General features: G+C 30.4%; 10 protein-coding genes and 1 pseudogene. 1 reads left to right on the top strand and 10 read right to left on the bottom strand.

The window, feature by feature from the left end; all coding sequences use genetic code 11:
- Positions 1-107 precede the first annotated feature (107 nt).
- The 9 genes and pseudogenes from ACVC3Y_RS01890 to thrA form a co-directional block, all read right to left on the bottom strand.
- Positions 108-1,184, bottom strand: coding sequence for an acyltransferase family protein (locus ACVC3Y_RS01890; protein WP_452225965.1), 1,077 nt, complete (start codon positions 1,182-1,184; stop codon positions 108-110).
- Positions 1,185-1,229: 45 nt separating this feature from the next.
- Positions 1,230-3,545: a chondroitinase-B domain-containing protein gene (locus tag ACVC3Y_RS01885; RefSeq protein ID WP_452225964.1), complete on the bottom strand. Its 2,316-nt coding sequence runs from the start codon at positions 3,543-3,545 to the stop codon at positions 1,230-1,232.
- Positions 3,546-3,572: 27 nt separating this feature from the next.
- Entirely contained in the window at positions 3,573-4,343 is a 771-nt protein-coding gene (locus ACVC3Y_RS01880) for an SDR family NAD(P)-dependent oxidoreductase (RefSeq protein ID WP_452225963.1), read from the bottom strand.
- Positions 4,344-4,426: 83 nt separating this feature from the next.
- Entirely contained in the window at positions 4,427-5,080 is a 654-nt protein-coding gene (locus tag ACVC3Y_RS01875) for a YdcF family protein (RefSeq protein WP_452225962.1), read from the bottom strand.
- A 59-nt stretch (positions 5,081-5,139) separates the two neighbouring features.
- Positions 5,140-5,577: pseudogene (locus tag ACVC3Y_RS01870) on the bottom strand (RbsD/FucU family protein).
- Between the two features lie 192 nt (positions 5,578-5,769).
- Entirely contained in the window at positions 5,770-6,570 is an 801-nt protein-coding gene (locus tag ACVC3Y_RS01865) for a DUF1853 family protein (RefSeq protein WP_452225961.1), read from the bottom strand.
- Positions 6,571-7,863 (bottom strand): threonine synthase, encoded by a 1,293-nt coding sequence (gene thrC / locus ACVC3Y_RS01860; RefSeq protein WP_452225960.1) that lies wholly within the window; start codon positions 7,861-7,863, stop codon positions 6,571-6,573.
- Positions 7,864-7,943: 80 nt separating this feature from the next.
- Positions 7,944-8,873, bottom strand: a complete 930-nt coding sequence (locus ACVC3Y_RS01855; RefSeq protein WP_452225959.1) for a homoserine kinase — start codon at positions 8,871-8,873, stop codon at positions 7,944-7,946.
- Between the two features lie 51 nt (positions 8,874-8,924).
- Positions 8,925-11,369 carry a bifunctional aspartate kinase/homoserine dehydrogenase I gene (gene thrA, locus ACVC3Y_RS01850; protein WP_452225958.1) on the bottom strand — a complete coding sequence of 815 codons (2,445 nt, stop codon included), beginning with the start codon at positions 11,367-11,369 and terminating at the stop codon, positions 8,925-8,927.
- A 212-nt stretch (positions 11,370-11,581) separates the two neighbouring features.
- Here thrA and ACVC3Y_RS01845 point away from each other — a divergent pair, with 212 nt between their 5' ends.
- Positions 11,582-13,147 (top strand): NAD(P)H-hydrate dehydratase, encoded by a 1,566-nt coding sequence (locus ACVC3Y_RS01845; protein WP_452225957.1) that lies wholly within the window; start codon positions 11,582-11,584, stop codon positions 13,145-13,147.
- Between the two features lie 74 nt (positions 13,148-13,221).
- Here ACVC3Y_RS01845 and ACVC3Y_RS01840 read toward each other — a convergent pair whose 3' ends face one another.
- Entirely contained in the window at positions 13,222-14,271 is a 1,050-nt protein-coding gene (locus ACVC3Y_RS01840) for a TlpA family protein disulfide reductase (RefSeq protein WP_303425708.1), read from the bottom strand.
- Positions 14,272-14,373: the final 102 nt, after the last annotated feature.

Below are 14,373 nucleotides of genomic sequence, written 5' to 3'. Positions count from 1 at the left end.
TAAATTTTTATTCGTCAATTTTTCACCTTTCAATATTATTTGTTTTCATCATAATATATTCGGTTTTTCTTGTTTTAATTGGGGATTAATTTTTTAAGGCTAAAAAATTAATTTAGTGAAGAGATTTGCTTATTTATACTCCCTTTTTTTGTATTCAAGTTATTTATTTTTTTTCGTAATGGGGTTTCAATGTATTTATAACTAAAAGCAGCACACACTATAAGAACAATAAGTGAGATATAAAAAACAAGCGCTAAGTTGTCTATTTTTAAATAATAAAAGATACTGCTAATATATAAGTATACTGGTTTTTGAAGTATGTAAATACCATAACTTATTTCTCCTAAAAAAACGAGTGATTTTGTATTCGAAATTCTAGTTAACATACCTTTATTAGATGCTATTAAAAGTATTAATGGAACAAAAACAAATGCTAACATGCCATTGTGAAATATGATGCCAACGTTCTGTTTTAATAACAATACGGAGCATATTAGGATCACAATAATTAACCAATCGTAATTTCTTTTCTTTATTCCTTTAATAAAAAAAATACCCGCCAAGTTTCCAATTATAAACTCATTTAAATGCATTAGTGGAAAGTAAAAAATAAAATCATGCCCTTTAGATGGGTAGCCTTCATAAAATGAAGAATAGAATAATACATGAAGTATTATTTGACTAATTATAAAAAATAATAAAACAAGAATTGTTGTTTTTTGTAGCGAACATTTCTTGTAGAATTGATTAAATATTAAAGGGAAGGACAAATAGAAAAATAACTCCACAGCTAATGACCAGCCAGGTGTATTTAATGATAATGCATATCCAGGAAACCAACTTTGAACCATAAAAAGATTAGCTAATAAACCATAAAAATCTATTGATTTCCCTGCAATAATTAAATATAAAAATACGAGTATAATAGCTAGTAAATAAACGGGGTATATTCTTGCAAACCGCCTTTTAATATAATTTCGAAAATCTATCTTATTTTTATTCCCATAAGCAATAATCATCACAAAACCAGAAAGAATAAAAAAGTAGCTTACACTAACATTAGATTGACTAAAAAGGTCTTTAACACTATCTAAATGAAAAGGAAATGCATTTTTTCCATAATGAAATACAAAAATGGAAATCGCAGCGATAAATCTAGTAAAAGTTAATTGTTCTAATCTCATGTTTGTTTTTTGCATACTAAATATTAGTATCAATTATGTATTTTATTAATAAAGTATATCCTGTTTTTGTTGCTCTACAACTTTTATCTCACCAGAATTAATACACTTATTATTACTATGATGGTTATTTTTAATTCCCCATAATATAGCGATAGATTTCACTAGATTATTTTGAAAAGTATTGTCCTTAATATGCACATTAATAATTCCTGTAGTCTTAATTAATATGTCACTTTTTTCCTTTTTGCCACAGGCAATAAACGTATTGTTGTTTATTATTAAGTTTCCACCAATAGTGGACTCGTCATAACCACCACGATAAAAATGAATCACATTCTGTTGTACGTTATTAAATTCACATGCATTAAATGTTACCATTTCGGCATTATAATCTCCTTTTATATCTGCTGCTAAAACAAAACCATTTTCACAATTCTGAATACTTGTATGGTTAAAATGAATACGATCAGCAAAGGAACCCTTAGTCGCTTTTAAAGCATAATTAAACCCATTTATTATGCAATTATCTATGTTTAAATTATATGCGGAAGCCATATTTTTATCTAATGGAGCAAATGCCAATTGATTATTTTGTCCTTGTAGAGAAATATTATTTAAATTTAAGTTTCCATTTGGATGCATTAGAAAAACGGGAGTGTTATCAGCTCCTTTAAAAATTAGTGGCACTTTATTAGTTCCTTTAGATTGAATAGTAATTTCCTTATCTATTTGAAGAGAATGATTAATAATATATTTTTCTTCATTATTTAATTCTATTATATCTCCAGAGCTTGCTTGCGCTATTGTTTTTGCTAGATCTCCTTCTTTTGATGAAGCTGTAAAAGTTTTCGTTTTAGAAATTTCTTTTTCTTTGGAAAACCATTTAGGTCCGTATTTGTTTTTATCTATTTTAAATTTTTCAGCAGTTGCAAAATCATTAATTGCACCAATTTTACTTTTTTTAACTCTAGAAGCACCAAAAACATCCTCTTTAATTTTCGAAAAATCATAGCCATTAAAAACGGAGTCTAAGCTTTCGTTTTTTACTTCTGTAGGAACAAACAACCAATCGTTAAGTTGTTTTATTTTTATTTTTTTATTCTGAAGGATAGCATATTCGGTATAAGCAATACCATTATTATCAATGCTATTATTTTTAAATAAAATACCTTCCATATTATCATGATTTATAAAAGGAGTTTTATCTTCTTCAGTATTATAAATTAAATTATTTGCAATTGTAGAACGAATAGGAGGAGCAGAGCGAATTTCACTCTTAGGAAGCACATTGGCACTAGCTATGTTTTGACCAACACCTATTTGAATTGGCGATTTACAATCTACCCAAGTATTGTGAGCAACCACAATATCTGTAACTTGTTTGTATCTATTTAATGGGGTCATAGGAATTCCATTCATTATGGCTAGCGGGCTTCTAAATGCTTCACCTTTTATCTTATAGAAATAGTTATTTGTAATCCAATGTCCAGTATTTATTGCTCGAATTCCTCCATAAAAATTAGAATCATCACCTCCAATAAAAATATTAGCATTTACTGTTGCATAACTGCCATGACGTAAAACTAGAGAGCCTTCACATTTGTAAAAAATATTGTTTGTATACGAGTTGAAATTGGTTTTATCTGAGATGATTTCTACTTCACCATTACAAGCATCAAAATAATTGTTTGATACATTTACATAGCCAGGAGAAACGCGAGTTTTACTATCACCAACTCGAATTGTTTCTGCTCTTGGACCACCTTTTCTTGGTCTAGGGCCAAAATAATTATTTACAATTTGGTGGTTTGTATTAATATGTTGATTTCCTGTAAAAAAGACTCTTAATGTTTCACCATCATTCGACTTTCCAGAAATATAACAATGATCTAAAGTGTTGTTTTTACCGTAGAACTCAATCCATCTATCGTTTGTAGATCGATTAGGTTTAGTAAAATCTTTAATAACAGTATTCGTTACTCTTGTATTAAAAGCTACGCTATCTTCATTTATTTTAAAACGAATAATACTTTCTGGAGCATAACCATTTTTAAAATACAAACCATCTACAATTAAATGTTGTCCTCCTAAATGCAGAAAAGATTGTCCTTCAAGAATTACTTTTCCAGGGGTTTCGGCACGAAGTGTAATTGGTTTTTCTTTCGTCCCGTTTCCGTAAAAATGAATAGCTGCATTTTTCCAAACACCATTTTTTAAGACGATTTCATCACCAGCAATAGCAGAATTAATAGCTTTTTCAAGAGTATTTAAATCGGTTACAAGATTTTTTTTTGTTTTTAAATCTGAATTACAAGCAAATAAAAATAAAGTGATAAATGTAAGTTGTATGATGTTTTTCATTGAAAATATTTTTAAAGTATCCTATTATTAACGTGCCATCCAACCTCCATCAATAAGAAGAATACTTCCGTGCATGTATTTGGAAGCCTCAGAACATAAAAACACGATTGGTCCAGCAAAATCTTCAGGATTCCCCCAACGTGCTGCAGGAATTCTAGTAAGTATCGCCTCAGAACGTATGCTGTCTTTTCTTAATGCTTGGGTATTATCGGTATTAATATAACCGGGGGCTATAGCATTAACATGCACACCACTTTTTGCCCATTCATTTGCAAAGGCTTTTGTAATTTGTCCAATAGCACCTTTACTTGCAGCATAACCAGGAACTGTAATTCCACCTTGAAAAGTAAGTAATGAAGCAGTGAAAACAATTTTACCTGTACCTCTTTTAACCATGTCTTTACCAATTTCTCTAGTAAGAATAAATGGTGCTGTTTGGTTAACCTCAATCACTTCATCCCAAATTGCATCTGTATGTTGTGAAGCAGGTGCTCGTTTTATAGTTCCAGCATTATTTACTAAAATATCTATAATAGGAAAGTCTTTTTTTACTTCTGTAATGAATGTATTTAATGCATTACGATTACTAAAATCACAACTATATGCTTTAAATGTACGGCCTAATTTTAGTACTGCTTTTTCAATCTCACTTCCAGAGGTTTCTAAACTTGCACTAACACCAATAATATTTGCTCCAGCTTCGGCCAAAGCAATCGCCATTGCCATACCAATACCTCTTTTGCAACCAGTAACTAATGCTACTTTTCCATCTAATTTAAATTGATTTAATACATTCATGAAAATAAAAATTTTGTTGGTTTTATTATTCCAACACAAAGGAGTTTTTTTAATATTATGTCACTTAATTAAGAGATAAAATGTTAAGGGTCTAAAGGACTATTGGACCTTTTAAATACTTCTTGACTTGGTATAAAACTTGTTTTGTAAAGCGATAAAAAACGAAATTTACCAACCTTATAACCTAATGTTTTTTTACTAGAACTTTGATACGTAGATATGGCTTGAGCGCCAAAATAAAAATTTTGACCAAATGAAGTAATAATTAAAGCTCTTTCTAGATTATGTTTTAACATAAATCTACCACAATTTCTCATATTGGTTACAGACGTTCTTGCATAAGGATCTAAAGCAATTTGTTTTTCGTTAAGATTAAACTTTGACATTAATACTTGTTTCATTCCGTAAGCTTCATTGTTTGGAGTTTGTGGTGGTCTTACATTTCCTCCAGAAACCATAATTAGTGGTACACCAAATTTTCGCATTGCTTTTATTGCTCTTCCAAGTCGTTTAATCTCTTGTTTGTTGGTTCCTTCCGGTTCTGTTATATTTCTAGGTGTAAAACCAGGAACAATAATCATTTGATATTTTAGCTTTTTTATATGTTCAATATTGTTTTGAATAGCTAGACTTACAGCAGTGTTTTCTGTTGTAATATTTATAGCAACATTACCTTCAAAAGCAACATTGGGATTTGCATATGCATATAAATTAGGTTTAATAGGAGTGATTATCATGTTTTTATACTTTCAAATTTAAAAGAACTACTAGTTGTTTTTTTATATTATTTAAGTTGCTAAAAATTACTTTCTTCAGCCATTTTAACGACTCCAACTGTTAGTATCAAATTAGCAAAACGACGCTGTTCTCCAGTTTGAATAATTAATGTAGTATTTGGGTCTCTTATCTTATCATAAAAAGACCAACGCTCCATAATATCTCAGGTTACATCGTCTCCCAATAAATTTTTATATGCATCGTGAATTTCGGCATTTGCTTCTGCTGGTTTTTCCATAACAATTGCACCTTGAACTGGGCATACTTGTAATATACCATCAAGTACTGTTAGCGCGTCTAATAATCCAGGACGAAAGTTAAGGTGTACAGTAGTAGAATTTGGACCTGTCATGGCGCCAACTGGTAAATTTCCATCTGCGATAACTACTTGTGCAAAATGCCCTGAACGGGCAAGTACTTCCATTATTGTTGGGTGTATTACAGGAGTTTTTAACATAAACTTATCTTTGAAATATAATTAAAAATAGAATGAATTACTGAATTAAATTTATTGTGATACTTTTTATAGTATTGACTTCGCGGTTCATGGTAGGAATCGTTTAAGTTCGAAGTTCGTCATTTTTATTGAGATAGTCAAACTTATATATTCATTGTATAATGAGATTACTTTATTTTTCCTCTTAGCATGCTACCACCAAACTACAAAACATTTTTCGGTTTTAGCATTTGGTTTTTTTAACCAACATAAAGGAGCTTTTTCTTGTTTTAAAAATGGTGTTAATTCTTTTAGAAAAGTATGGTAATCTTGCCAGAAATTATGTGTAGGTATATCGGTAAGCCAATCTCTTTTTTCTGGAATATAAAATTGATAATCAGCAAATTGATCAAGTTCATTTTTTCTAATGTAAAAACCTTTTACGCAATTAGAGTTTATAGTTTTAAAAGAGACATCTTGCTTATTGTATGGTAAAAATAATTGCGCTTTAAAGCATACTTTTTGAAGTACTTCTTCAACATGTAAATCTAGTTTTTCAATGGTCGCTTTTGTGCAACTATGGTAGAGTAGTGGTAGTTGTTTTTGGGTTAGCTTACTAAGTTTTTGTATAAGACTATCTTTTCTGTTTGGCCCAATCCAATGATCAATTTCTTTATTACCAACAGTTGCATCATACAAATAAAATTTATAGACTATTTCTAGATGAATTGGTTGATTATTTTGCTTTAAAAGACAATCTATTTCACCTATAGTTATTTTTCTATCTTGTATTTGAAGGTTTTCAGCAAGAATTGAAATAGAAGAATCTTGCTGTAATTGATGACTAACAAAACGTTCTACTAGTTTACCAAGACGTAATTTAGAAGTGTTTTTAGTAAAACAATTAGAAATAGAATTACCAATTTCTAATTGTTCTATTTTAATTTCTGAAGGATTTAACCACAAATTTGGAGTATTTAAAAAACCCAAATATTGCAAGTTTATATCGTTCATTTATTGTAATAAAAAGTTCTTTAAATCTTCGTAAGTACTAATTTTATTAGCTTCTTTTGTTTTACCCATCACTGCTTGAATTTGTTCTGGCAATGCTTGCTTTTGAGGAATAACTTCTTCTACAACATCTAAAAACTTAGTTGGGTGTGCAGTTTCTAAAAATACACAATGTGCATTTGGGTTTTCTTGTAAATACGATTTACAACCTAAATAGCCAACTGCTCCATGCGGATCTGCAACATAATTATAATTGTTATATATTTCTAACATGGCTTCTTTAGTTACAGCATCTGAAAAACTAAAAGAAGACAAGTTGTTTTTTAAACTCTCAAAGTTATTTTTATAGATTTCTTGAATTCGAATAAAATTACTTGGGTTACCAACATCCATTGCGTTACTAATAGTTTGTACAGACGCTTTTGGATTATATTCTTCGGTTTTTAGATAGTTTGTAACTACGTTATTTTCGTTATTAGAAGCAATAAAGTGCTTAATTGGTAAACCTAATTGTTGTGCCATCATACCAGCGCAAACATTTCCAAAATTCCCACTAGGAACAGAAAAAACAATGTCTTTATGTGTTTTATGTAATTGCTTATATGCAAACATAAAATAGAAAAGTTGTGGTAACCAACGTGCTACATTAATAGAATTTGCTGAAGTTAGTTGCATTTTACTCGTTAAAGTATCGTCTAGAAAAGCACGTTTAACCATATCTTGACAATCGTCAAAAACACCATCTACTTCTAACGCTTTAATGTTTTGACCTAAAGTTGTTAATTGTTTTTCTTGAATATCACTTACTTTTCCTGAAGGATATAATATTACTACATTAACGCCTTTTACACCAAGAAAACCATTAGCAACAGCTCCACCGGTATCACCAGAAGTAGCTACTAAAACAGTTACTTCGTTGGTGTTATTTTGATTAAAATAGCCTAGACATCTAGCCATAAATCTAGCACCAACATCTTTAAAAGCCATGGTAGGACCATGAAAAAGTTCTAAAGTAGAAATATGATCATTTAATTGTATTACAGGAAAATCAAAAGAAAGTGTTTCTTCTACAATCGTTTTTAAAATGTCTTCCGGAATTTCTGGCGAAACAAACTGTTTAATGGCTTGGAAAGCAATTTCAGAATAGGATAGGTTATCTATATTATCAAAAAAAGATTTTGGTAAAGGTGTGATGCTTTCTGGAAAGTATAATCCTTTATCTGGAGCTAATCCTTTTATAACTGCATCTTTAAAAGATGTGTTAGGTGCTTTATGGTTTAAACTGTAGTAATTCATGTTTATTTTCCGCGAAAGCGGTAATCTTTTAATTATTGTATTTTTTATAATACTTCGACAAGCGTAGTGTAATTTTTTTATTATTTACTTTCTATAATTTTAATTCCTTCTGCGTTAATTTTGGAAGTGAATGTATAGAATTGTATTCCTGTTTTAGTATATACTTCTTGTATTGCTTTTTCTACTTTTTTTGCTGTTTCTATGTCTTTAGATAAAGAAAAAATAGAAGGACCAGAACCTGAAATACCACTTCCTAAAGCGCCGTTTTTAATTGCAGCTTCTTTTACTTCAGCATAATACGGGATTAATTTGCTTCTAAAAGGTTCGACAATTACATCTTGTAACGATTCTCCTAATAAATTATAATCATTGGTATGTAATGCATGTACCAAACTACCAACATTAGACCACTGCGTAATAGCATCTTGCATGGGTACATTTTTTGGTAAAATATTTCTGGCATCTGCAGTTTTTACTTCTATTTGTGGATGAATTAACGTTGCATATAGATTAGATGGAGTAGGTAGTTCTAGTATTTGTAATGGCTGATTACTTTTTACTAAAGTGAATCCGCCAAAAATTCCAGGAGCAATATTATCTGCATGTTCACTGCCACTTGCTACAGCTTCACCTTTCATAGCAAAGTTTGATAATTGGGTTTTGTTATATGGTTTTGCTAGTAGTTCGTTAATAGCAAAAACGGCTCCTGAAGCACTAGCAGAACTACTCCCAATACCACTTCCTGGTTTAATTTTTTTATAGATTTCGATTTCAAATCCGAATTCCGGATTAGCATCCTCATAAATTGCTAAAGCAGCAACTCCAGCAACATTTTTTTTTGTTTCTAAAGGCAAATCAAAACCATCAATTTTAGTGATTTTAATACCTTTTTCAACAGTTTTTCTAATAATCATTTCATCACCAACGGTGTCTAAACAAAAGCCTAACACATCAAATCCACAAGATACATTGGCAACCGTTGCTGGTGAGAATATTTTTATTTCGTTCATTTATAATTTCGTTTGCGTAAGCACAGCTTACTGCTACTAAATACTGTAAACTTATTTGTTTGCAATTTGAATAATATCTGCGAATAAACCAGAAGCAGTAACATCTGCTCCAGCACCAGCACCTTTAACAATTAAAGGTTGTTCTGGATAACGCTGTGTATAAAACATAACAATATTATCTTTTCCTTCTAGGTTATAAAAGGGATGACCTACCGGAATTTCTTTTAAACCAACTTTTGCTTTTCCATTATTATATTCTGCAACGTATTTTAACTGACAGTTATTTGCTTTTGCAGAAGCGTATAGTTTTTGAAAATGAGCTTCATCTGCCTTTAATGTTTCGTAAAAATCATCAACAGAATCACTTTCTAAATTTGCTTTGGTTAAAAAGGAATCATTTTTAATATCATCAATTTCTATTGAGCCACCATTTTCACGAGCGAGAATTAATATTTTTCTTGCTACATCAATTCCGCTTAAATCTATTCTAGGATCTGGTTCTGTATAGCCTTCAAATTGTGCTTGTTTTACTGTGTCATGAAAATTTCTTTTATCACTAAAGTTATTAAACACAAAATTTAGACTACCTGATAAAACAGCTTGAATACTGGTTACTTTATCTCCAGAAGCGATTAAGTTTTTTAAGGTGTTAATAATAGGTAATCCTGCACCAACATTAGTTTCGTATAAAAAAGGTGCATTGTATTTTAGTGATAAATTTTGTAGGTTTTTATAGCTTTCTAAAGTACTAGAACAAGCAATTTTGTTACAGGCGACTACAGCAATACTATTTTTAAGATAGTCTGCATAAAGTTTAGAAACCGCTTCGTTTGCAGTGATATCAACAAAAATACTATTACGTAGATTAAGTGCAATTACTTTATTTAAAAAGCCTTGTAAGCTTGATGCATCTGCATGATGAAATTGTGCAGCCCAATTGTTTAAATCGAGGCCTTTTTCATTAAAAATCATTTTTCTAGAATTAGCCATCCCAACAATTCGAACATCAATTTTAAGATTCTTTTTTAAATAAGCATGTTGCTGTTGTATTTGGTCTATTAGTTTTTCGCCAACATTTCCAACTCCAGTAATAAATACATTAAGCTGTTTTGTGTTTTCTTCAAAAAAACGTTCATGTAAAGTATTTAAAGCTTTCTTAACATCTTTGTCTGCAATTACTGCAGAGATGTTTTTTTCGGAAGCTCCTTGCGCAATCGCTCTAATATTTATATTGTTTTTACCAAGTGTACTAAACATTTTTCCGCTAATACCTTGATGACTTTTCATGTTATCACCAACAAGAGCAATTATAGATAAATCTTTTTCTAAAATTAAAGGCTCTATTTTATGAAGGGATATTTCGTTTTCAAAAGTTGTATCTATTGCTTCTTTTGCAACTTCAGCATCTTTGGTTTCAATACCTAAACAAATAGAATGTTCTGAGGATGCTTGCGTAATTAATACAATGTTTATTTTTTCTTGTGCTAAAGTTTCAAACAAACGTTTAGAAAAACCAGGTATACCAATCATTCCACTTCCTTCTAGTGTAAGTAAAGCGATATTACTAATATGACTGATTCCTTTTATTGGTGATTTTCCAGTAGATTCATTTTTAGAAATAATAGTTCCAACTTCTTCTGGTTTCAAGGTGTTTTTTATATGAATAGGAATATCTAAATTTAAAACAGGTTGCACCGTTGGAGGATATAGTACTTTTGCACCAAAATGCGATAACTCCATAGCTTCTTGATACGAAATTTCATCGATAGGAAAAGCTTGTTTAACCAATTTAGGATTAGCGGTAAACATACCACTAACGTCTGTCCAGATTTCTAATTGTTTTACTTGTAAAGCAGCTGCAATTATTGCTGCAGTAAAATCGGAGCCACCACGACCTAGTGTTGTAATTTCTCCAAGTTTCGATTTAGAGACAAAACCGGGTAGTATGGTTATTTTTTGATTTGCTTTATTAAAATAGTCTTTTATATTTTGGTTGGTTGCATCATATTCTACTTCAGCTTTTGTGAAATTAGAATTGGTAACTACTAATTCTTGGCTATTTTTTACTTCTGCATTAATACTTCTGCTTTTTAAAGTTTCGGCAATAATAAAAGAAGACAATAACTCACCAAAACTTACTAGTTTGTCCGATGTTTTAGGGGATAATTCATTAATTAAATAGATACCATCTAGTAAGCTTTTTAAATCTTCCAACATACTCTCCACATTGCTTAAAACAACTTTGTTTTGCTTTGGAATTAATTCTGAAATAATATTAAAATGCGTTTTTTGAATTGCCTCAAACTCCTTTACATACGTTTGGTCTTTATTGTTTGCTAATGCTCCAGCTTTTAATAGTCTATCTGTAATACCTCCAACAGCAGAAACTACACATATTATAGCATCACTTTTAGAATAATCTTCTAAAATGCTAATCACTTTGTTTATGTTTTTTGAGCTTCCTACAGAAGTCCCTCCAAATTTTAATACTTTCATTGATTTCTACTTAATTATATAAGTTTTAATATACGTTTCAAAAGTATTACATTTACTTCTAAAAAAATATTAAAACAGTATTTTTGAGGAATTAGTAAAATAAGTTCCATATTATTAATAAAAATGAAACATTCCTGATAATACTGAAGTTTGATGAAGAATGATTAAAGGAATATAATCAGGACAAAAATAAAAGCAATAAGAATTAACAAATGAAAATATTTTCGAAAGAACAAATCTACGAAGGAGACAAATTAACAGCCGAAAAACAAGGGATTAATTCTACAGATTTAATGGAGCGTGCTGCAACCCAAATTTTTAATTGGATGCACATGCGAATGCAAGGAGCACAAGTACCAATTCATGTATTTTGTGGTATAGGTAATAATGGAGGTGATGGGTTAGTTTTAGCTAGACACTTGATTACACATGGTTATAATGTAAAAATGTATGTAATTAATTGTAGTGATACAAGATCCAAAGATTTTTTAATTAATTATGATAGAATAAAAAATGTCACTAAATCTTGGCCTATATTAATGACGAATTCCGATGAGTTACCAGAAATACATTCGGATGATATTATTGTAGATGCCATTTTTGGTATAGGTTTAAACAGACCAGTTGTAGATTGGGTAAAAGTTTTATTTCAACATTTTAAAGCTTCTAAAGCATTTACGCTATCTATAGATTTACCTTCTGGAATGTTTCCGGATAAGGTTCCAGATAATGAAAATGATGTAGTTTGGGCAAATTATACTTTAAGTTTTCAGACTCCAAAATTAATATTCTTTTTACCAGAAACTGAAAAATATACAGTACAATGGGAAGTGTTAGATATTGGTATTGATCCAGAATTTTTGCACACAACAGATACCGTTTACGAGTTGATTGGAAAAATGGAAATGCTACCTCTATATAAGCCTCGCAAAAAGTATTCTAATAAAGGCACTTATGGTCATGCTTTAATTGTAGGAGGGAGTTATGGTAAAATTGGAGCAGTTACACTTGCAAGTAGAGCTGCTTTATCTTCTGGAGTTGGATTAGTTACAACGTATATACCTAAATGTGGATATACTGTTTTACAGTCTTCTTTTCCCGAAGCTATGGTAATTACAGATACAAATGAAGAAATTATTACCAATATTAAATTTGAAATAAAACCAAATGTAATAGCATTTGGTGTTGGAGTAGGAACTGCTACAAAAACGATAACTGCTTTTGAAAACTTTTTAAAAACAAATAAAACACCGTTAGTAATTGATGCAGATGGAATTAATATTCTTGCCAAAAAGAAAGCGCTACTAAAATTAGTACCAGAGCTAACCGTTTTAACACCACACCCTAAAGAGTTGGAGCGTTTGGTTGGTGTTTGGAAAGACGATTTTGATAAGTTAGAAAAAGCGAAAGCGTTATCTAAAAAATACAACCTTATTATTGTAATAAAAGGAGCGAACACGATTACTGTTTTTCAAGATAAAGGATATGTAAATACTACTGGGAATCCTGGTTTAGCTACTGCAGGAACAGGAGATGTGCTTACTGGAATTATAACCGGGTTAATAGCACAAGGATATGAATCACTTTCTGCTACGCTTTTCGGAATTTATCTGCATGGGAAATCTGCAGATATCGCAATAGAAGATTATGGTTATCAAAGTTTAATTGCTAGCCATGTTATTGAAACTTTAGGTGAAGCATATATCGATTTATTTAAACAGCCAGAACCACCGCAAGTAGAAGAGGAAGCCGAAGAGAATAAAACACAGAAAAAATAATATAATTTATTTATAAAAAAAAGCCACTCTAAAGAATGACTTAACAAAGTTAAACAGAGTGGCTTTTTTTTATACTATAAATCTAAAGAAGCGAAAAGCTTATTAAATTTTGGACTAGATGGTCTTGGTGCATCCGCATTAACTACAACACCATTAGGATCTATTAAAATAAATCTAGGAATACTATTTACTTTATATGCAGCTATAAAATCAGATTTCCAATTTTTATCTGAAAACAACTGAATTCCGCCCATTTCTTTTTCGGTTATCATTTTCTTCCAACCCTCTTTCGAAGCTTCAAAAGATCTGTTTTTATAACCTCTTCCGTTATCGACAGAAATACTAACAAAAGAAACTTTTTTACCGTGATATTCTTTTTCTGCTTCTTTTAGAGCAGGAAGTTCAGCTAAACACGGTCCACACCATGTTGCCCAAATGTCTATATATACATAATTACCTTTTAAATCTGCTAAAGAAGTGGTTCCTCCTGCAAAATTTTCATAGTCTTTAAAAGTAGCAGATGGTTGACCAATATAGCTAGCAAATTGTTTTGCACGTTCTACTTCTCTTTCTTTATTCTTAACAAAATAGCCTAACATTTTTTCCTCAAATCCATCTACATCCTCTTTTTCTGTAGTATATAAAGAAGGTTCAATATCTTTGTTTTGCTCTAAAAACTCAGCTCTTTTTTTGTTGATTTCTGTAATATTTTTTTTAAAATCGGCTTCTTCAAAATCAAAAAGGCTAGGAGGAAAAAGGGTTTCTTCCATTAATGCTTTTTTAGCTAAATAATTATTTGTTTTATCTCCAATTCCGGAATAAGCAATAGTTTCATCAAACATTTTTGTGTCTAATGTCATGTTAAGATCATATCCATTTTGTAGGTAAAGATTCGAACTTTCTCCGCCATCATAAAAATTATATATTCCTGCATCTACTTTTAAAGTGTCGCTAAAAGTACCATCTTGGTTAACTTTAATCGTTTTAGAATATGTTTGGGTTCTTAAAACAATAGAATCACTATTTTTGTCTATAATTTTTCCAGAAAAAGTAACATAATTTTTAGCTTCTTCTTTACAAGCAATCATGCTTAAAGCGCATATTGCAATCCATAATTTTCTCATTATTTGTGTTTTATTTCTTCAAAAATAGTAATAATATTTTATTAAACCCTTTAATTAATTATTAACAATAGTTGCATAACTAGTTTTGAATTATCATTTTTG

The sequence above is a fragment of the Lacinutrix cladophorae genome (assembly GCF_053604645.1).
Note: the sequence above shows the minus strand (reverse complement) of the source record. Positions and strands in the feature narration are given on the sequence as shown.